This window comes from Rhodococcus sp. BP-332 (genome assembly GCF_019836065.1).
Taxonomy (GTDB): Bacteria; Actinomycetota; Actinomycetes; order Mycobacteriales; family Mycobacteriaceae; genus Rhodococcoides.
In genome coordinates, this window is record NZ_JABUEC010000002.1 from 154,447 (window position 1) to 171,901 (window position 17,455).

Below are 17,455 nucleotides of genomic sequence, written 5' to 3' on the forward strand. Positions count from 1 at the left end.
CGTGGTTCGCCCAAACTCCGTCGGATAACGCCTCGATTGTCGATCACACTGCGACGAAGTGCGACAAGATCCCCTGCACCTCGTAGATGTCGACCGACTTGTTGAACTGCTTCTCGATGGGTGCAGGATTACCGGAGATCCAGATTTTGAGCTCGGCATCCAGGTCGAACGTTCCCGCTGTCTCCACGGAGAAGTGGGTGATCGCGCGGTAGAGAACGCTGTGGTATTCCACCTTCCGGCCGGTGATCCCCTGCTTGTCCACCATGACGAGACGACGGTTGGTGAACAGGAACGCATCGCGGATCAACAGGTAGGCAGCGTGGATCTGTTCTCCGTTGCCGAGGAGCCGGCCGTACTCGGCGTGAGCCGCCTGCGGATCTATACGGCCCGCATTACCCATCATGCCGTCGAACAGTCCCATAATTCACTCCATCGATCTCGCCGGTATCGGATGCTCGGACGGTACCGGATATCGCTCGCGTCGAACGGTATTCGGCGCACAAGCGGTTGAACACCTACCGCCCCGCTCGCCGACGATCCCCCTCCGAGAACCCGTCCACCTGCCGCATCTCGCACAAGCGCTTCCGATCCTGGTAGTCGACGACCGCCGAGAACGCCGCGCTCACACCCACCGACGAGGCGTCGTAGGTCAGCGACTTGTCGGCCTTGAAGCCCATCTGCGATCCGGTGTCCACCGCATCCATGTTTGCTCCGAGGAACACGAAGTCCCACCCGTACTGCGATTCCTGCTGCTCGATCAACTCGCGAACCGCCTGATTCGACCACTCCCGGCTCGAATTCTCCTGTCCGTCGGTCATCACCAGCACGGTGACCGATCCGGGCCTTTCTTCCTCGGGTAGGGCCGCAAGCGACGAGCCGATCTCGGTGACGAACTTCCCCACCGCGTCGTACAACGCCGTCATCCCTCGGGGTACCAAGTACAGCGGAGGTACCTGGTCGATCGGTATCGACTCGTAGACCATCGCGTACTGATCATCGAACTGCGCCAGCGTCACGACGGTTGTGCCGTCGTGACCACGCTCGGCGTCGATGAAGGTGTCGAATCCTCCGCGGGTGTCGCCGGAGATGGACGACATCGAACCGGAACGGTCGAGTAGAGCGGCAACGAGGGACAAAGAGGGATCTGGCATGGAAACTCCTGACGTGGGGACGGATAGGTGAACTGAAGATCAGGCGACGGTGACGGTGACGCCGCCGGAGAACAAGGAGTCGTGTAGCTCGATCTCCGACGGTGCGGTGCCCGCCGGCACGTCGTAGACGAGTGTCGCCACGAGCGAGTTGCCCGGATTGATTTGCGAGAAGCCCAGATTCGGGTCATTGGTCACCGTCGCGAGCGTGTCGGTCGAGTACTCGCGCCCCTGCCCGTCGAGCAATTTCTGCGACGACGTGTCGAACAGCTGCTGCTCGTTTCCGATGTTGGCGACATTCAGGGTGACCAGCACGTACTCGCCCTGCGGCGTCTGCGACGTGTACTGATCCCCCACACTGGCGACGCCACGCTCGACGTTCTGCACGGTGAACTCGAACTTGCCGTCCCTCACCGCAGCACCGATTCCCGGTGCCGACTCTTCGGCCGGCGCACTGCTGCCCTCCGATGCGGCCTGCGACGAGGACGGGGTGCCACTGGTGGACGAGTCCTGTCCCCCGCTCGCCAGATTGACGCCGACCGCAATGACGACGACCGCACCGATCGCCGTGAGGATCTTGTGTCGCAGAAACCAGTTCTTCTTGGTCGGCGGCTGCTGTGGCTGCGCGTACGGGTTCTGGGGAGGCTGAGTCATGGCGAGTCCTTTCGGTGGTGCCGGCACCGGTCGGTGCGTCCCACCAAGAACACCGCAGTGACCCCGTCGGGCACCTCGTCGATTCGGCCGGTCTCACTCCTCCTTTCGGTCGGCATTAGCGACCGAAGAACGGAGGCTCATGTCGGACCATGGCCGTACCGTCTTCTCTGTGACCACTACTGCAGCTACGGTTCGGCGTCGCGCCTGGACCGTCGGCGCAGTGACGCTCAGCGTGTTCTGCACCTTCATGGCTGCCGGTCTCGCGGGCACATCGGGAACACCGGTGTGGAACGTGGCGCTGGGCGTCGTCCTCAACATGGCCGCCGCGATTGCGTTGATCTGGCGACACGACAAACCGTGGATCGTCCTCGCCATGGCTATCGTCGGTCCACTCTTCTTCGCTACCGACGCAACGGCCGCGCTGATAGCCCTCTATGCGGTGGGCGTCTTCGCTCGAGGTCGCACTCTCGCCGGTGCTGCCGTCGCGGTCTACCTGGCCTGCGCGATATCCCTCGTGTACGACGCAGGGCGCCGCCGCGACTATTCGGTCCTGACAATCGGAGTCAAGCACGTCGAGGGCACTCCCCCGCCGATGTGGTCGCTTCCCTGGTGGCTTCCCTGGCTCGTCGCGGCCGTTCTCGTCGCCGTCGTTCTGGGGCTTTCTCAGCTTCGCCGTACGAAGTCCGATCTCGTGGTGGCCGTGCAGTCCCGCGATCAGGCGACCGCGCAATCGCAGCGCATGCACGAGGACATGCTGATACAGCAGGAACGCTCCCGCATCGCGCGCGACATGCACGACACCCTGGCCGCAGGACTCAGTCGAATATCGTTGCTGGCAGGCGGTTTACAGGTCGGGAGCAATGACGGGCCGGAGAAGATCTCCAACACGTCGGCACTGATTCGGTCCACGGCCCACGAGTCCCTGGACGAGCTCAAACGAATCATCGGAGTTCTCCGCGGGTCCGACACCGGCGGCGAGGATGCTGGTCGGCGAAGCATTGCGGGAATCGGGGACCTCGTCGACGCAGCGCGTTCTGCCGGGTGTCGGGTGACGCTGGTTCAGGACATTCACCCCGGTGTCGTCGGCGATCTGACCAGTCATACCGCGTACCGCATCGTGCAGGAAGCTCTGACCAACAGTCAGAAGCATGCCCCAAGGTCCCCCCTTCACATCACGGTGAGTGGGGCGGACACGGACGGCATCAGTCTGACCGTGCGCAACCACGTGTCGACGACAGCGCAACCTGGCCCTGGTTCGCGAACCGGACTGGCTGGCCTCGCCGAGCAAGCTCACAACGCCGGCGGGTGGGTGCGGTGGACAGCCATGGGTGGCGAATTCATCGTGACGGCCTGGCTCCCCTGGTACTCCTGACGCGTCAGTCCTTCACCAATCCGCCGTCGACGACCAGGTTCTGCCCCGTCACCGCTCTCGACCACGGCGACGCGAAGAACAGCACGGCATCCGCGAACTCGGCCGGCGTCGTCACCCGGCGCAGCGGGGTGCTCTCGGCGATCATGTCGAACACCGCGGGCGGGGTCGCGGAGCTGGCATCCGTGGTCCGCAGCAGACCACCGGACACCATGTTGACGGTGATGCTGTCAGGCCCGAGATCTGCCGAGAAGGTCCTCGTGAGCGCCAACAGAGCAGCCTTCGCGGCCGTGTAGTCGTGGTACGGAACGACGGGGTTCTGCACGAGGTTGGTGCCGATCGTGATGATCCGCCCGAATCCCGCCGCACGCATACCCGGCACAGCTGCCTGCGTGGTGTGCAGAGCGCCGGCAACGCTGCCGCGGAACTGCGAGTCGAACGCCGACCACTCGATCTCGTCGGCCTTGGCACGGTCGTCACCGTTAAAGCAGAAGTCGATCAAAGCATTGTTGACGACGGTGGTGACGCTCGACCCGAAATGCTCACGTGCCCTGTCGAACAGCGCGTCGACCTGGTGCCGGTCCGTGACATCGGCCTGCACCGCGACAACGCGGTCAGGACCGAACTCGGATGCCAGAGCATCGGCTGCGGCTGCACTGCGGTGGTAGTTGATCACGACGCGGGAACCTCGATGCAGGAACGCTCGCGTGATCGCAACACCCAGTCCGCGAGCACCGCCCGTCACGAGCACGATCTGTTCGGCCAGCGGCACTGTGCGCATCTCGACATCCCTTCGCCAGCATGACCTGGTCAGGTTCGACGGGTGTGTTCTCAGCCGGTTCGGTTCGGCACCCCGTGTCCGACTCCATAGAACACCTATCCGCTGTGGCGTGTCGGCGCGACCCGATACGGTCGACCCATCATGGACTCCGATGCGGTCATCACCGTTCTCGTCGTGGACGACGATGCGTTCGTTCGTCGCGGCGTGGCGGACATCTTCGCCGCCACCACGGATATCGTGGTGGTCGGATCGGTCTCGGACGGTGACGAGGTACCCGCCGCAGTCGCCACTCATCGACCCGACGTCGTCCTGATGGATCTGAAGATGCGCCGAGTGGACGGACTCGACGCCACGCGGGCACTGATGGCATCGGCACACCCACCGAAGGTCGTCGCGATGACGGCGATGGACGTGGACGACCTGGTGGTCCAGGCCATCGAGGCCGGCGCCCACAGCTTTCTCAGCAAGTCGGAGGCGCCCGAGACGTTCCACCAGTCGATCCGCGCCGTCGCTGCCGGCAACACTCTGTTCTCCGAAGAGTCACTCCGAAAGATCGTGGCCACTACCCGACCACCACGGCCGACGGTGACGCTGGAAGCGCTGACCGACAAGGAACGAACAGTGTTGTCGGTCATGGCATCCGGGGCAACGAACGCCGACATCGCTCGGCAGCTCTACATGGCGGAAACGACGGTCAAGTCGCATCTGACTGCGGTCAATCACAAGCTACAGGTCACCAACAGGGTCGAGGCTGCGCTGATGGCGTTCCGTGCGGGACTGGTTGTCTGAGGACCTCGGGCCAGACTACGCCTGCTGACGCATGCTTTAGCCGGATTCGTACTGGCCTCTTACGCGCATCGATCCTTAAGCTTGCTGCAAACGACATAACGCTGTTCAATCGTCGCCATCGGCGGTAACGTAGCCTTAAGTTGTCTCTGGCAAGCATTGGAAACCCGCATGGCACCTCCTCGAAAGTCGCGTCGTACCGACGTCAGCAATCTCGCCAGGTCTTTCACAGCACGCCGTCACGAATTGGGTCTGACGCAAGCTGAGCTCGCCCTGCTGGCCGGAGTCGGCCGTTCGACTGTTCAAGCTATCGAGGGCGGCAAGGACGCGCCTCAACTCGACGGGGTCAACGCCGTCGCTGACGCGTTGGGTTGCGACCTGACGCTTGTGACCCGCGCCGGAGCCATCGTCGAACCAGGGGAACGATGACCACCGGAGCCGACTTGCGCGACATCGATCGAGCAGACGTCTACAAGGGCAACGTTCGCGCAGGGTCACTGACGAGGTCCGGCAACAACGTCAGTGTGGCAACAGATCACGCGTACACAGCCGCCCCGCAGATTCCACACTCCTCGAACTCGGTGCGGTTCCAGCGCGCGAGCGGGATGAAGAAGACGCTGAACTGCTTGTACTGCTGCATACGAGCCCACTGAGTGGTGTTGTGGCAGCGCTGGCAGGTGCGGGTGTGGCCCGCGCCGAGGGATCTGCGTTTCAGGCCGAAGCCGAAGAGGAGGAACACCTCTCCCAGGATAGGTGGTCTAGCCGTTCTGAAGAACCTCTCGCAGCGTCATCGCACGCCGACCCGTCACCCGCTCGACGTCGTCGGTCACGGCGCTGAGTTCGCCGGAGGCGATTGCGGTGTACGTCGACACCCAGGCATCGTTCTGCCAGTCCGGCGCGTTCCATACCGCGCGTGACTCGTACGCCTCGTCCAACGTCTCGTCGTGGAACGACACCGCACGACCTCGAACGTCGGCAATCGTCGCGGCCACCTCGGACATCGACAGCGCCTCCGGCCCGGTCAGGTCGTAGGTTCTGTTCACGTGTTGCTGGGGGTCGGTCAGAACGCGTGCCGCGACTCGCGCAACGTCTGCGCGCGCCACCAAGGACACCCGTCCATCCCCCGCCGGGCCGCGGATGACACCGTCCTCGCCGGCGAACAGTTCCATGACGTCGCTGTAAAAGTTGTCGCGCAGGAACGTGTATGCCAGCCCGGAACTACGGATGTGCTGCTCGGTGAAGTAGTGATCGCGCGCGAGAGTGAACGTCGCGTCCGGCGCCGCCCTGAAGAACGACGTGTAGACGATGTGCCGAACTCCGGCCTGCGCCGCAGCATCGACGAAGGTGCGGTGATCCGCCAGCCGTGTCGCATTCTCGGCGCCGGACACCATGAACAGCACGTCGATTCCTGCCAAGGCTTGCGTGGCAGCGTCCGCGTCACCGTAGGAACTAGCGCCCACGGTGGCACCGGGCAACTTCGGCGCTCTGGAGGGATCGCGCACCAATAGGTGTTGTGGCGTGCCGGCCCTCGAGAGGTGCGCTGCAACAGCGCCTCCCACCGAGCCGGTCGAACCTGTGACAGCAATAGTCGGCATGACCGTCCCTCGCAGCAGTGTCGAACGGCTGACCGTTCGCGTTCGGGTCGAGTATGCCCGTCACCCACTCGCCACCGCCCGCCGCAAGCGCTCGCTGACCCTCACCACCGCGTCGGCAAGCTCCGGGGGACGTAGGTCCTCCAACTCGGCGTCGAACCTAGCCAACGATGCGGCGATACCCGTCCACGACCACGCGCCGATGCGGACGCGACACCGACCGTCGCCAAGATCTTCGACCGTTCCGTCGGCGAGGAAGGGAGCGGCCTCCGCCGCAGGAAGGTGCACCGTCGCCTCCCCTTCACACGCCCAATCACCCGAGACCGTGCCGCGAAAGCGTCGACGGAGCAGCTCGGCCGACGAACCGCCGGGGATCGGACGCGGAGTGAATCGCACGCCCGTTCGCATCTTCGGTGTCATGCGGTCGACTCGAAACACACGCCAGTCGTCGCGGTCCAAATCCCACCCGACGACGTACCACCGACCTCCGGCTCCGACTACTCCGTGCGGCTCGACGCGTCGCGGAGGTACCACTGAATGATGTTCCGCCGATACGTAATCGAAGCGAATCAGCTCGTGATTGCGCGCCGCCTCTCCGACCGTGCGCAGCACAGCGGGATCGATCGGGTCGCCGGTCGCAGGGAGCGCAGTGAGCGCCAGCGCGTCGACCCGGTTGCGGACGCGAGTAGGCATGACAGTCCGAAGGGTCGCCAAAGCTCGCTCGGCGGCATCGGCAATGTCTATGCCCATTGCCGGCACGACTTGCAAGGCGAGTGTCAGTGCGACCACCTGGTCGTCGTCGAGAAGTAGGGGCGGCACCTCCTCGCCCCCGTCCAGCCGGTAGCCACCGTCCGACCCGCGCAGCGCAGCGACGTTGTAGCCGAGAACGCGCAATCGGTCGACGTCGCGGCGGATGGTCCTCGGGCTCACACCGAGCCGCCCGGCCAGTTCGGTACCCGGCCACTCGCGGCGGACCTGCAGCAACGACAACAGGGTCAACATGCGTGAGGACGGTTCCGACATCACCCGAGTATGCGCGACCAAGCGGTCAGGATCTGACCTATTGGCCTGCGATCGTCGTTCTTATCGGCACAGCCTGCCGGACCGATCTACTCAAGGAGTCTCGATGACCGTCATCACCGCCTTGCACGTCAACCTCCGCGGCAACGCACGTGAAGCGTTGGAGTTCTACCAGTCCGTCTTCGGCGGCGAACTGGTCGCATTCCCCTACGGCGACACCGAGTCGGGCCAGGGACCGACACAGTCCGAGCAGATCGCCTGGGGTGAGGTCAGCACACCCGGAGGGTTCCGCGTCATGGCGTACGACATCCAGGACTCGCTTCCCTACAACGCGGGTGAGAACGCCTTCTACAGCGCGCTTCGAAGCCACGATGCCGACGAGATCACCGCCGCGTTCGAGGGCTTGTCCGCTGGGGCAACAGTGTTGGTGCCGCTCGGGCCGGTCGGGTTCTCACCGCTGTACGGCAAGCTTGTCGACAAGTTCGGTGTCGTGTGGATCCTCGACGTCATCCCTCAGTGGTGAGGTAACTCCAGCTGGTTGTGGACTCCCGCCACCGCTGAGCGGGGGTGGAAGTCCACGACCGCAAGTCAACCGACGATCAGCACATCCAACCGCCGCGGCCCATGGACCCCTTCCACCCTGTTCAGTTCGATGTCACTGGTCGCACTCGGCCCGCTGATGAAGGTCAGCGGCCGAGTGGCGTCCAGCACCGCGAAGGCCTGCGGCACCGTGTCCACCACCTGGTCGGCGCGGACGATGCAGATGTGATGGTCCGGTACCAGAGTCAGAGCCCGACGACCCTGCGCGACAGAGGCATCGAGCACGATCGTGCCGGTGGCAGCGATCCCCACCGCGCAGCCGGTGATCACCGCGTCGAGGGCATCGAGTTGGTCGATCGACAGGCCCTCGTCCGGAACCACCGCGACTCCGTCAACCCAGGCAGAAGGCAAGTCGACGGGGACGACCGCTCGACCATCACCGAGCAACGAAGACACCGTGCCGGCGATCTCCGCCTCGGAGATTCGGTAGACCTGAGCCCGATAGTCGTCGACCGTTTCGGCGAAGCGGTCGACGTTCCCCCGGCCGACCAACGCAGCGCGGTCGTAATCGCGCGGCACATCAACGCCGGCAACACCACCCCCAGTCGCTGATCGGATGCGCTCAATGATTTCCGACTTAGCGTTCATGATTCGTCCTCGTGCGTTCGTGCCCACCACTGGCGGAACGTTTCCTTCGGAGGGGCCGGAATGTCACGGCTGGTGGTCCACAACGATCCGGGGAATGGAAGCGACTCGATGTGCCCCTTCTTCCCTGCCAGCAGGCGACCGACACCCGCAGCTTTCTCGGCCATCCCGAATCGCTTCGGCGAGTTCATCGCCCACCCTGCCGCCCGCATGGCAATCTCCTGCGCACCGGGGATGCCGCCGCGTTCGGAGTCGACCTGCTCCGCCCGAAGGTGCACCAGAATCTCCGGAATATTGATACGCACCGGACACGCATCGAAACACGCCCCGCACAGCGACGACGCATACGGCAGGGAAGCATTGGGATCGTCGTGACCGGTAGTACCAGTGAGCTGCGGCGACAGAATCGCGCCGATCGGACCCGGATACACAGACCCGTACGCGTGCCCACCGGTCCGCTCGTAGACCGGGCACACGTTCAAGCACGCGCTGCACCGGATGCAGTTGAGGGCGGCGCGGCCCACCTCGTCGGCAAGCACGTTGGTTCTGCCGTTGTCGATGAGCACCAGGTGGAAGTTCTGGGGACCGTCGCCCTCGTGCACTCCGGTCCACATCGACGTGTACGGGTTCATCCGCTCGGCCGTGGACGAGCGGGGAAGCAGCTGCATGAACACTTCGAGGTCCGCGAACGTGGGGACCAGCTTCTCGATGCCCATCAGCGTGATGAGGGTGTCGGGCAGCGTCAGACACATCCGCCCGTTGCCTTCGGACTCGACGACGGCGAGCGTCCCCGTCTCGGCGACACCGAAGTTTGCGCCGCTGATGGCCACCTTTGCCGACAGGAACTTCCGTCGCAGATGCTCCCGTGCGGCCATGGCCAGTTCGCGCGGCTCATCGGTGATGGCAGCGTCGACACCGGGCATGCGACGCAGGAAGATTTCGCGAATCTCCGCGCGGTTGCGGTGAATTGCGGGAACCAGGATGTGACTGGGCTTGTCGTCACCCAGCTGGACGATGAGCTCGGCCAGGTCGGTCTCGATCGCGGCGATGCCCTCGGCTTCGAGGTACTCGTTCAGGCCGGTCTCCTGGGTGGCCATGGATTTCACCTTGACCACCTCGTCACTGCCCGTGGCCTTGACCAAGTCCGTGATGATGCGGTTGGCCTCGTCGGCGTCGCGTGCCCAGTGCACCACTCCCCCGCGGGCGGTGACGTTGGCTTCGAGCTGTTCGAGGAGCTCGGGCAGCCTCGACATCACGTCGGTCTTGAGGGCACTACCGGCGAGGCGCAGTTCCTCCCAGTCATCGCACTCCGCAACAGCTCCCAGCCGCTTCTCACGAATGGTCTTGGTCGCGGCCCCGACGTTGCGCCGCATCTGCGTGTCCTGCAGCGCCCGCTTCGCGGCCTTCGGGAAGCTCTCCTCCCCGCGAATGTTGCCGATGCCGGGCGAACCCAAGAAGGTGGTCATGCTGCCTCCGTCGATGCCAGGATCTCGGCCAGGTGAACAGTTTTGACGCCGGTGCGCAGGCGGGACAGTCCGCCGCCGATGTGCATGAGGCACGACGAATCCCCGGCGCTGCACACCTCGGCACCGGTGGAGAGGACGTTGGCCATCTTGTCCGACAACATCGCCGTCGAGGTCTCCGAGTTCTTCAACGCGAACGTTCCGCCGAAGCCGCAGCACGACTCGGCCTGGGGCAATTCGACCAAGGTCATGCCGCGCACGTTGCGCAACAGTTCGAGGGGCTTGTCGCCGACGCGCAGCATTCTCAGCGAATGGCACGTGGGGTGGTAGGTGACGCGGTGCGGGTAGTAGGCGCCGACGTCGGTGACGCCGAGGACGTCGACGAGGAGTTCGGACAGCTCGTAGGTGCGTCCGGCGATGTCCTCGGCGCGTGTGGCCAGGTCCTCGTCGCCGGCGCGGCGCGCGACCATCGCGTGCTGGTGGCGCACCGATCCGACGCAGGAACCGGACGGCGCGACGGCGACGTCCCACGACGACTTCTCGAAGACCTCGACGTGGTGGCGCACCAGCGGTGCGGCTTCTTTGAGGTAGCCGGTGTTGACGTGCATCTGGCCGCAGCACGTCTGATCCGATGGGAAGACGACGGTGTGGCCGAGCCGTTCGAGCAGTGAGACAGTCGCTTTCGCTGACTCGGGGAAGAGTGCGTCCGCCAGACAGGTGGCGAACAGGGCGATCCGCATGGAGCCTCCAGAGCGTGTGGTCTGACCACAGTACCCCCTGTGGTCGGACCACACCAGCTATTCTCCGATGATGCGCGCACACGAGGTGGTTCTCCACCGCATCGAACAGGACCTGGCGGCGGCCCGACTCCGTGTCGGCGACCGGTTGCCGGCCGAGCGCGCACTCGCGGAGGATCTCGGCGTCGGTCGGAGCTCGGTTCGTGAGGCCATTCGGGTGCTGGAGGCGATGGGTGTCGTGAAGACGTCGGTCGGGTCCGGCCCCGATTCGGGTGCGATCGTCGTGGCCGATCCCGCCACATCCATCGGCTCGGCACTGCGGCTGCACATGGCCACGCAGTTCCTGCCGATCGCGGACGTGGTGCAGACGCGCGTGCTGCTCGAGTCGTGGGCGCTACGCGAAGCCGCGGCGCGCACGCCCGACCTCAAAGCCATCGACGAGCTACTCGACCGAATGGACGACCAGAGCCTGGAACCCGACCAGTTCCACCGCCTCGATGCCGAACTGCACGTGCGGTTCGCCGGGCTGGCGGGCAACGTGCTGATCGAGGCGATGATGACCTCGCTCCGCGACTCCATCCACGGCTACGTCATGGACGCGGTGCCGATGCTCGACGACTGGTCGGCCGTCGCCGTGAACCTCCGGTGCGAGCATCGCGGCATCGTCGATGCTTTGCGCCGAGGCCACGGCGCCAAGGCCGCCAACCTGGCGCGCGAGCACATCGAGGGGTTCTACGGGTTGATGCGGCTCGACTGAGTCGGAGCCCGCCGAATTGTGTCGGACCCCCGTGCCAGCATCCCTCCACACACAACGAGGGCCGCGGGCCCGGGCAAGGGGTTCACCATGGCAGTGCACATCGTCGACGACCGTGTCGAGGTCCGATGCCCCGAGGTCCATCCCGACGCCCGGATGTCGTTCTCGTTCCAGCGGACTCTCCGCGTTCCCGACGACGGAACCACGTACGACCTCCCTCCGGGCCTCGGCAGACTGCAGGTGACGGAGTCCGGCCAGGACGACGACGGGGTGACGCGCTTCGCCATGCCGATGTGGCAGTCCGAGGCGTGCTGGATCAACTTCGACGCCGGCTATCCGTTCCTCGTGACGATGAGCAGCGGAACCATCAACGTCTTGACGGGTGAACCATGGTCGCCCGTTCCCGACTTCGAGGTCGAGGACTACCTCGAAGTTCCGGACCAGCCGTGGCTCGATGGGTTCACTGCCGAGAAGGGGACGGTGCGCCAGTTCGTCGCTGCCCCGCTGGGCGCCGACTACACGGTGGAGGAGCAACTGTCCTCGGAGCCGGCGCGCGGTGGGATCCAGGTGGCCGTCTACCCGATGCTGGCGAGCAAGTACTCGGAGCTGGACCACCTGCCGACCATCATCTGCTTCTCCTTGCCCCCGAACGACGCGATGGGCCTCGGTGCCGGTGGATCCATCAGACAGGCAGTGGCGACGCCAGTGGTCCCGCACGAATCGTGGGACCTCGAGCACGGCCGACGATTCACCATTGACATCGTCAACAGTGCTGTGTGGCAGCAGCTCACAGGATCGGAACCCGCCTCGGTTCCTCTGAGCGCCGCGGATTACACGCGGTTCGGGATGCCGTGGTTCGCCTGGTACGACGAGCTGGTGGTGGCTCGCGAGGGAGCAGCGTCGCTGCGCGGCGTGCGGACAGTCGCTGACGTCGATGCCGGCGCGGACGAGCCGATCCTGCCGGAGAACGAGAGCTTCGAGAAGCCGGTACCGGTGTACGTCAGCTGACAGGCGCGCGTCAGCGCACCGTGGCCGACTCCGGTAGCGCCATCCCCCGCTCCCCCATCGCCTCGCGCAGGCGGTCGGGGTAGTCGGTGATGATGCCGTCGACACCCATGTCCATCAGTACCGCCATCGTCGCGGGGTCGTCCACCGTCCACGGCACGACACGGATCCCAGCGGCATGCGCTGACGCCACCAACTCGGGTGTCACGTAGAGCTCGAAGTCCGCATCCCCTACGGCTCCCTTCTGCGGGTTGCCCTGCACGGGCGAGAGGGCGTGGGCGCCGAACGACTGCACCGCCGCCACCGGGTCGCCGTCGAACTCGTCGATGTCGAGACCGCCCAACCACGGAGACGCTCCCGATTCTCCGACCTCGAGGAAATCGTGTTCTGTGAGCGCGACCAGCCTCACCGACGGGTCGACCTTCTGCACCGCGAGGAGAGCGCCCCAGTCGAAACTCTGGATGGTCGTGCGATCGAGCAGTCCCGCCGCCCCGACCGAGGCGAGCACCACGTCGGCGAACTGCTCACGGGACGCCGTTTCGGTGGGCGCCGCCGCCTCCACCTTGGTCTCGATGTTCAGCTGCACCGTGGAGTCGTACGAGTTCACCAGCGCGAGCACCTCGTCGAGAGTCGGGATGCCGGCATCGGTCGCCACTCGCTGTTCCGGGTAGCCGTCGAGTTGCGTGACACCACAATTCAGGGTTCGCACCTGCGCCAGCGTCAGGGTGTTGACGTACTTCCCGACGTAGGGGAACACAGGATCGTTGTCGGTAATTGGCCGGGTGTCGCGGCACTTCGCATCCGACACCTTCCGGTCGTGCGTCACGACGGCGATGCCGTCCTCGGTGATCTGCGTGTCCATCTCGAGGGTGGTGACGCCGAGCTCGAGGGCATTGGTGAACGAGGCGAGCGTGCTCTCGGTGACCAGTCCGAGGCCACCGCGGTGCGCCTGCAGGTCGAAGCCGTCGAGCGGCTTCGCGGTCTCGGCATCTTGTGCGGAGCAGGCCGCCAGCGCCACGCACATCGAGACGGTCAGCAGCACTCGTCGCATCGCCATGACGCCCATGCTAAGCCGGGAAGGTGAACGCCCGATGGATCAGCGCGCGCGCCACGACGGGTCGGTCGAGCCCCGCACCACCAACGACGCGGTCGAAGGTGAGCTGCCGGAACTCTTAGTCACCGGAGGCCGACACCTGCTCCAACAGCAGTTCGGCTGCAGCCCGGCCCAATTCGGCACGCGGCTGCGCGATGGACGTCAGCGGGACGGCAGCCGGCCGCGTAATCGATGCCAACGCACCACTAGTTTGCCGATGACGTCGGTGCCGCTCGGGGGTTTCGCACTGCCAACGTTCAGGCTCGGGCCGCCGGGCGGTGACCGGCGGGCTCGCGGACCTGCGGCGGGTGGTGCGGAACTCGTTCGAGTTGGTGGAGTACCTGCCGACGCGGTGATCGTGTGCAGTGATCCGCGCTGTCCGCTGATTACTACACTGGATCCGTAGTGCGGCTCGCCCTGGGTGGTGCGGGAGTTGATCCAGTACGTGCCGCGGTAGAACGTCGGTTCCCCTGGTTAGGGAGTATCGGCTGAGGTTGCGGCGTCGATCCAGACCTGCAGGTCGTCGTCGGACTCCAGAACTGACGCGTTCACCGAGATCCACCCCTGTCCCATCGACCTGCCCGCGCCCATCTGCGCACGACGAGCTCCCGGGCGTCCGACATAGTCGTCGTCGCGATCGCGAGGTACCCGCACCAGCAATGCTCCGCCACCGTTGCCGACGGACACGACCATCTTCCCGTCGACCATGAACGCAAGACCGCCGAACATCGCCTTCTCGGACACGGTGGACCTGGCGGACAGCGCAGCGCGAACCCGGTCCTCAAGGTCGGCACCACGAGCAATGAAGGAACTTCGCGTCGCCTTCCGACGCGTCGGATGGTGCGCGGAGCCGCGGAATGCGCGGGTGAGCGCACCGTCGCGACCGATGCGGTGCAGAACTGTTCGCTCAGCGACTACTTCTGCACCGGATCTCACAGCATGCCGCTTCGAGTCTCGAACGTGCCGATCGTGTTGTCCCACGTCATGCCCTGCGCCTCGAGCTCTCTGAGCCGACGCTCGCCCCTTGTCGTGATGTTTGCTCGGAAGACCTCGCACCCCATCAAGTCGAGGTCTTGCGCGGCGGCCAGGTAACCGTTGCTCGCGCCAAAGCCCCCGGCGATCCGCCTCATGGACTCGTCGGTGTCGACCTTCCACTCCTCCCAACCAATCTCGTTGTCTGCGAGTGCACCGAACGTCATGAGCCCTGAGTCGGCGAACCACCGGATGACATCGGCTATCTCGTCGAGCGGGGTATCCCAGCCACGGAACGCGCGCACCTTGGCGACGAAACTCCAGAGGGACGTCCAGTCGTCGTCCAGGTCGCACAGCAGCCTGAACTCCAGAGCGACGTCAACACTCCCGGCAGATGCACCTCGGAACACGTTGCGGTCTCCCCCGCTCCCGATCATCGAGCTCGCGGGCTTTCGTAGCGGCACTGAGCGGTCCAGTACGTCATTCCTCCGGCCTCCAACTCAGCGAGCCGACGCTCGCCGAGTTTAGTGACGTTCGCTCGAACCACCTCGGTGTCCATCAACACTCCAACGTCGGGTGCATGCAGGTAACCGACACCATGGCCGTAACCCTCAGCGATGCGTCGCATGGATTCGTCGATGTCGACATCCCAAGCCGCCCAACCAACCTCGTTGTCGGCCAGCGCTCCCAGCGTGACGAGTCCCGATTCGGCGAACCAGCGAATGACGTCAGCAACCTTCTCCGGTGGAGTGTCCGTCCCCCAGAAGCCGGTCACCAGTGCCATGAAGCCCCAGAAAGGCATCCAATCGTCGTCGAGGTCATACAGGATCCTGAATTCGAGTTCGTTCTCGATCTTCACCGCACATGCACCATGATCACTTGAATACCTCCAGGCTTCTTGATATCGACTACTGACCCACCAAAGTTGCTGTGTGGCGGGCGGTGCGGCGCGATCCCCGGTCCCCCAGGTCGGCAGAACAAGCCGTAGGGGAACGTGACGTCACCTGCCGACGCGCCGGAAGGTGCGCGGAGCCGCGGAATGCGCGGGTGAGCGCACCGTCGCGACGACGATTCTGAAATGAGGTGCAGAAACGCTCGCCTATCGACGATTTCTGCACCGGATTTACAGGGGGCCGGTGCGGGTCTCGAACGGACCGATCGTGTTGTGATACGTCATTCCGCGTGCTTCGAGCGCAGTGAGACGCTCCGCCCCTTTCGCGGTGAGGTTGGCCCGGAATACTTCCGTATCGATCAGCGCGTAGTGGTCGTCCACGCTTCGGTATCCGATCTCGCCGTCGTAGCCGTCCGCGATGCGTCTCATGCTCTCGTCGATGGAGACGTTCCACTCGTCGAAGCCGGAACCGTGTGACCGGAGCGCCCCGAGAGTGACAAGGCCCGACTCTGCAAGGTGTCGGATCACGCCGGCGATCTGTGCAGGTGACGTGCCGTGGCCCCAGAACCAGAACACGATCACGGAGAAACCCCAGAACGGCATCCAATCGTCGTCGAGCTCGTAGAGCAGACGGAACTCGAGATCTTCGTCAATCATCGAACGTGGACCTTCCTCGTCGTGTTGTCGCTGTTGATATCGATTGTCAGTCCACCCGAACGACTATCAGTGCGAAGCTGAATCCTCGTCCCGTCCGGAAGCACGTACTTCTCCAGGATTTTCCCGTTCGTACCCGGATCGACAGTGCGCGCGTTCTCTGTAAGGCGGTCCAGCACCCGTCGCACCTCCTCGTCCGAGCCGACCTGTCGGTGGGGATATGTCCGCCCCGGCTCCGTCAGATCGTTCAACACGTCGTCGACACCCGCGGCATCGACCGGCCCCGCATCATGGAAGAAGCTGGTCGGCAGCGCGTCGTGGATCGCATCCCACGCATCCATGCCGAACCGGTCGACCAGTGCGAAGGCCATCGCGCCGACGGACAGCACGCCGGCCGCGATCATCGCGTGCACGGCCGCCTCCACCGCCCAGGCCAGGCCGATCGCGAGGGGAACGAAGCGCCGTGGTTCGCCGTCGAGGAGTGCAGCGGACGCGTGGTCGATGGACCGGGCGGCGGACTTGTCCGCGTCGATCAGCGCCTGCACATGCGCCGCGATGACCGCCGCATGGGAGCCACCGTTGTTGACCACCGACCAGTCCGGTGCGACGAGGCAACCGTCCGCCTCGGCCACGACGACAGCGTCGAGGAGCGCCTCGCGAGCGACGGCGATGGCAGAAGCACCGTCGCGAACTGCGTGCTCTAGCACCCGAAGCTGAGTCGTCCGACGTTGCGCTGCAGCAAGATCCTGTCCGAGGCGATCTACCGCAGCATCGCCGGCTGCACCCTGCCACGCTTCCCGCAGATCGACGCGTCTCCTGTCGATTGCCGCCGCCCGAGAGTCGAGAACTGAGGCGCCGTCACCGATCCACGTCGCGTCGATCCGGACGGCGTCGGGATCCCACGACGCCACCACTTCACGACGCGGCGCGAGCTCAGCGACCTCCACGCCCGACCCCCTCGAGCCGAGCGGCGTTCGCCGAGTCCGCGTCGGCGTACCCGACGGCAGCGACATCCAGCGATCGCGCTGTCGCAGAGAAGCCCGCGACGAGATCGTTGAGTGCCGAGACGGCTCGCTCTTCCGCTCGAGCAAGTGCGGCCGCGGTCGACGCTCCGGGGAGCGCGACCACACCTCGCGGTGCCACACCGATCTGCTCCACCTCACCGAGCACAGCTCGGCTCGCGGCCCGCACGGCCCCCACATCAGCGACGACGAACATCGTTCCCACCCCCTCGCGGGGTAGGACGCGTCAGTCGCGCAGCCCGTTCCACTGTCAGCGTTTGCGCTGTTCACGCTGCATCAGGCGTAGTGTTCGCCGTATCGGAGCCATCTGGTTCCCTTGATCAAGGGG

General features: G+C 65.0%; 23 protein-coding genes and 1 riboswitch. Of the genes, 6 read left to right on the forward strand and 17 right to left on the reverse strand.

Features of this window, described 5'->3' with window-relative positions; translation table 11 throughout:
• Positions 1 to 43: 43 nt before the first annotated feature.
• From HQ314_RS06455 to HQ314_RS06465, 3 genes are all read right to left on the reverse strand, one after another.
• Complete coding sequence (locus tag HQ314_RS06455) at positions 44 to 421, reverse strand: PH domain-containing protein (protein ID WP_222649631.1); 378 nt, start codon at positions 419 to 421, stop codon at positions 44 to 46.
• Positions 422 to 515: 94 nt separating this feature from the next.
• Positions 516 to 1,151, reverse strand: a complete 636-nt coding sequence (locus HQ314_RS06460) for a VWA domain-containing protein (protein WP_222649632.1) — start codon at positions 1,149 to 1,151, stop codon at positions 516 to 518.
• Between the two features lie 39 nt (positions 1,152 to 1,190).
• Positions 1,191 to 1,802 carry a DUF4352 domain-containing protein gene (locus tag HQ314_RS06465; RefSeq protein ID WP_222649633.1) on the reverse strand — a complete coding sequence of 204 codons (612 nt, stop codon included), beginning with the start codon at positions 1,800 to 1,802 and terminating at the stop codon, positions 1,191 to 1,193.
• 220 nt (positions 1,803 to 2,022) lie between these two features.
• Between HQ314_RS06465 and HQ314_RS06470 the strand changes: the two genes are divergently transcribed.
• Positions 2,023 to 3,174 carry a histidine kinase gene (locus HQ314_RS06470; RefSeq protein ID WP_308119284.1) on the forward strand — a complete coding sequence of 384 codons (1,152 nt, stop codon included), beginning with the start codon at positions 2,023 to 2,025 and terminating at the stop codon, positions 3,172 to 3,174.
• Positions 3,175 to 3,178: 4 nt separating this feature from the next.
• On the opposite strand, the gene HQ314_RS06475 is transcribed toward HQ314_RS06470, so the two are convergent.
• Positions 3,179 to 3,943: a 3-oxoacyl-ACP reductase gene (locus tag HQ314_RS06475; RefSeq protein WP_222650041.1), complete on the reverse strand. Its 765-nt coding sequence runs from the start codon at positions 3,941 to 3,943 to the stop codon at positions 3,179 to 3,181.
• A riboswitch (TPP riboswitch) is annotated at positions 3,943 to 4,037 on the reverse strand. Its footprint overlaps the gene before it by 1 nt.
• 56 nt (positions 4,038 to 4,093) lie before the next feature.
• Between HQ314_RS06475 and HQ314_RS06480 the strand changes: the two genes are divergently transcribed.
• Both HQ314_RS06480 and HQ314_RS06485 read left to right on the forward strand, forming a co-directional pair.
• A complete protein-coding gene (locus tag HQ314_RS06480; RefSeq protein ID WP_222649635.1) occupies positions 4,094 to 4,741 on the forward strand; it encodes a response regulator transcription factor in 648 nt (215 codons plus the stop codon).
• A 168-nt stretch (positions 4,742 to 4,909) separates the two neighbouring features.
• Positions 4,910 to 5,167, forward strand: a complete 258-nt coding sequence (locus tag HQ314_RS06485) for a helix-turn-helix domain-containing protein (RefSeq protein ID WP_222649636.1) — start codon at positions 4,910 to 4,912, stop codon at positions 5,165 to 5,167.
• A 106-nt stretch (positions 5,168 to 5,273) separates the two neighbouring features.
• Here HQ314_RS06485 and HQ314_RS06490 read toward each other — a convergent pair whose 3' ends face one another.
• Genes HQ314_RS06490 through HQ314_RS06500 form a run of 3 tightly spaced genes read right to left on the reverse strand, consistent with a single transcriptional unit; the run spans position 5,274 to position 7,353 of the window.
• Positions 5,274 to 5,477 (reverse strand): zinc-ribbon domain-containing protein, encoded by a 204-nt coding sequence (locus HQ314_RS06490; RefSeq protein ID WP_222649637.1) that lies wholly within the window; start codon positions 5,475 to 5,477, stop codon positions 5,274 to 5,276.
• Between the two features lie 19 nt (positions 5,478 to 5,496).
• The gene (locus HQ314_RS06495; RefSeq protein ID WP_222649638.1) at positions 5,497 to 6,333 is read right to left on the reverse strand and encodes an SDR family oxidoreductase; all 837 of its coding nucleotides are present in this window, start codon (positions 6,331 to 6,333) and stop codon (positions 5,497 to 5,499) included.
• A 60-nt stretch (positions 6,334 to 6,393) separates the two neighbouring features.
• Complete coding sequence (locus HQ314_RS06500; protein ID WP_222649639.1) at positions 6,394 to 7,353, reverse strand: YafY family protein; 960 nt, start codon at positions 7,351 to 7,353, stop codon at positions 6,394 to 6,396.
• 103 nt (positions 7,354 to 7,456) lie between these two features.
• Here HQ314_RS06500 and HQ314_RS06505 point away from each other — a divergent pair, with 103 nt between their 5' ends.
• The gene (locus tag HQ314_RS06505; RefSeq protein ID WP_222649640.1) at positions 7,457 to 7,873 is read left to right on the forward strand and encodes a VOC family protein; all 417 of its coding nucleotides are present in this window, start codon (positions 7,457 to 7,459) and stop codon (positions 7,871 to 7,873) included.
• A gap of 65 nt (positions 7,874 to 7,938) precedes the next feature.
• On the opposite strand, the gene HQ314_RS06510 is transcribed toward HQ314_RS06505, so the two are convergent.
• Genes HQ314_RS06510 through HQ314_RS06520 form a run of 3 tightly spaced genes read right to left on the reverse strand, consistent with a single transcriptional unit; the run spans position 7,939 to position 10,738 of the window.
• The gene (locus HQ314_RS06510) at positions 7,939 to 8,538 is read right to left on the reverse strand and encodes a lactate utilization protein C (RefSeq protein WP_222649641.1); all 600 of its coding nucleotides are present in this window, start codon (positions 8,536 to 8,538) and stop codon (positions 7,939 to 7,941) included.
• Positions 8,535 to 10,001, reverse strand: a complete 1,467-nt coding sequence (locus tag HQ314_RS06515; RefSeq protein WP_222649642.1) for a LutB/LldF family L-lactate oxidation iron-sulfur protein — start codon at positions 9,999 to 10,001, stop codon at positions 8,535 to 8,537. The genes HQ314_RS06510 and HQ314_RS06515 overlap by 4 nt, the downstream gene beginning before the upstream one ends.
• Positions 9,998 to 10,738 carry a (Fe-S)-binding protein gene (locus HQ314_RS06520; protein WP_056073464.1) on the reverse strand — a complete coding sequence of 247 codons (741 nt, stop codon included), beginning with the start codon at positions 10,736 to 10,738 and terminating at the stop codon, positions 9,998 to 10,000. Before HQ314_RS06520 ends, HQ314_RS06515 begins: the two co-directional genes overlap by 4 nt.
• Before the next feature lie 70 nt (positions 10,739 to 10,808).
• Here HQ314_RS06520 and HQ314_RS06525 point away from each other — a divergent pair, with 70 nt between their 5' ends.
• Positions 10,809 to 11,492 carry a FadR/GntR family transcriptional regulator gene (locus tag HQ314_RS06525; RefSeq protein WP_222649643.1) on the forward strand — a complete coding sequence of 228 codons (684 nt, stop codon included), beginning with the start codon at positions 10,809 to 10,811 and terminating at the stop codon, positions 11,490 to 11,492.
• Positions 11,493 to 11,579: 87 nt separating this feature from the next.
• Complete coding sequence (locus HQ314_RS06530) at positions 11,580 to 12,497, forward strand: hypothetical protein (RefSeq protein ID WP_222649644.1); 918 nt, start codon at positions 11,580 to 11,582, stop codon at positions 12,495 to 12,497.
• A 10-nt stretch (positions 12,498 to 12,507) separates the two neighbouring features.
• Here the strand turns inward: HQ314_RS06530 and HQ314_RS06535 are convergent, their stop codons facing one another.
• The 7 genes from HQ314_RS06535 to HQ314_RS06565 all read right to left on the reverse strand — a co-directional run bounded on the left by HQ314_RS06535 (position 12,508) and on the right by HQ314_RS06565 (position 17,323).
• Entirely contained in the window at positions 12,508 to 13,551 is a 1,044-nt protein-coding gene (locus HQ314_RS06535; RefSeq protein WP_374197820.1) for a glycerophosphodiester phosphodiesterase family protein, read from the reverse strand.
• 510 nt (positions 13,552 to 14,061) lie between these two features.
• Positions 14,062 to 14,568, reverse strand: coding sequence for a TfoX/Sxy family protein (locus HQ314_RS21240; RefSeq protein ID WP_308119285.1), 507 nt, complete (start codon positions 14,566 to 14,568; stop codon positions 14,062 to 14,064).
• Positions 14,520 to 14,969, reverse strand: coding sequence for a hypothetical protein (locus HQ314_RS21675; protein ID WP_222649646.1), 450 nt, complete (start codon positions 14,967 to 14,969; stop codon positions 14,520 to 14,522). Before HQ314_RS21675 ends, HQ314_RS21240 begins: the two co-directional genes overlap by 49 nt.
• Before the next feature lie 23 nt (positions 14,970 to 14,992).
• Positions 14,993 to 15,418, reverse strand: coding sequence for a hypothetical protein (locus tag HQ314_RS06550; protein ID WP_222649647.1), 426 nt, complete (start codon positions 15,416 to 15,418; stop codon positions 14,993 to 14,995).
• Positions 15,419 to 15,682: 264 nt separating this feature from the next.
• Positions 15,683 to 16,108, reverse strand: coding sequence for a hypothetical protein (locus HQ314_RS06555; protein WP_222649648.1), 426 nt, complete (start codon positions 16,106 to 16,108; stop codon positions 15,683 to 15,685).
• Positions 16,105 to 17,052 carry a WXG100 family type VII secretion target gene (locus tag HQ314_RS06560; RefSeq protein WP_222649649.1) on the reverse strand — a complete coding sequence of 316 codons (948 nt, stop codon included), beginning with the start codon at positions 17,050 to 17,052 and terminating at the stop codon, positions 16,105 to 16,107. The genes HQ314_RS06555 and HQ314_RS06560 overlap by 4 nt, the downstream gene beginning before the upstream one ends.
• The gene (locus HQ314_RS06565; protein ID WP_222649650.1) at positions 17,039 to 17,323 is read right to left on the reverse strand and encodes a hypothetical protein; all 285 of its coding nucleotides are present in this window, start codon (positions 17,321 to 17,323) and stop codon (positions 17,039 to 17,041) included. The genes HQ314_RS06560 and HQ314_RS06565 overlap by 14 nt, the downstream gene beginning before the upstream one ends.
• Positions 17,324 to 17,455 lie beyond the last annotated feature (132 nt).

Coding starts and splice junctions, on each gene's coding strand:
- HQ314_RS06455 (WP_222649631.1), bottom strand. CDS start 421: ATGGGACTGTTCGACGGCATGATGGGTAATGCGGGCCGTATAGATCCG.
- HQ314_RS06460 (WP_222649632.1), bottom strand. CDS start 1,151: ATGCCAGATCCCTCTTTGTCCCTCGTTGCCGCTCTACTCGACCGTTCC.
- HQ314_RS06465 (WP_222649633.1), bottom strand. CDS start 1,802: ATGACTCAGCCTCCCCAGAACCCGTACGCGCAGCCACAGCAGCCGCCG.
- HQ314_RS06480 (WP_222649635.1), top strand. CDS start 4,094: ATGGACTCCGATGCGGTCATCACCGTTCTCGTCGTGGACGACGATGCG.
- HQ314_RS06485 (WP_222649636.1), top strand. CDS start 4,910: ATGGCACCTCCTCGAAAGTCGCGTCGTACCGACGTCAGCAATCTCGCC.
- HQ314_RS06495 (WP_222649638.1), bottom strand. CDS start 6,333: ATGCCGACTATTGCTGTCACAGGTTCGACCGGCTCGGTGGGAGGCGCT.
- HQ314_RS06500 (WP_222649639.1), bottom strand. CDS start 7,353: ATGTCGGAACCGTCCTCACGCATGTTGACCCTGTTGTCGTTGCTGCAG.
- HQ314_RS06505 (WP_222649640.1), top strand. CDS start 7,457: ATGACCGTCATCACCGCCTTGCACGTCAACCTCCGCGGCAACGCACGT.
- HQ314_RS06510 (WP_222649641.1), bottom strand. CDS start 8,538: ATGAACGCTAAGTCGGAAATCATTGAGCGCATCCGATCAGCGACTGGG.
- HQ314_RS06515 (WP_222649642.1), bottom strand. CDS start 10,001: ATGACCACCTTCTTGGGTTCGCCCGGCATCGGCAACATTCGCGGGGAG.
- HQ314_RS06520 (WP_056073464.1), bottom strand. CDS start 10,738: ATGCGGATCGCCCTGTTCGCCACCTGTCTGGCGGACGCACTCTTCCCC.
- HQ314_RS06525 (WP_222649643.1), top strand. CDS start 10,809: ATGCGCGCACACGAGGTGGTTCTCCACCGCATCGAACAGGACCTGGCG.
- HQ314_RS06530 (WP_222649644.1), top strand. CDS start 11,580: ATGGCAGTGCACATCGTCGACGACCGTGTCGAGGTCCGATGCCCCGAG.
- HQ314_RS06535 (WP_374197820.1), bottom strand. CDS start 13,551: ATGGCGATGCGACGAGTGCTGCTGACCGTCTCGATGTGCGTGGCGCTG.
- HQ314_RS06555 (WP_222649648.1), bottom strand. CDS start 16,108: ATGATTGACGAAGATCTCGAGTTCCGTCTGCTCTACGAGCTCGACGAC.
- HQ314_RS06565 (WP_222649650.1), bottom strand. CDS start 17,323: ATGTTCGTCGTCGCTGATGTGGGGGCCGTGCGGGCCGCGAGCCGAGCT.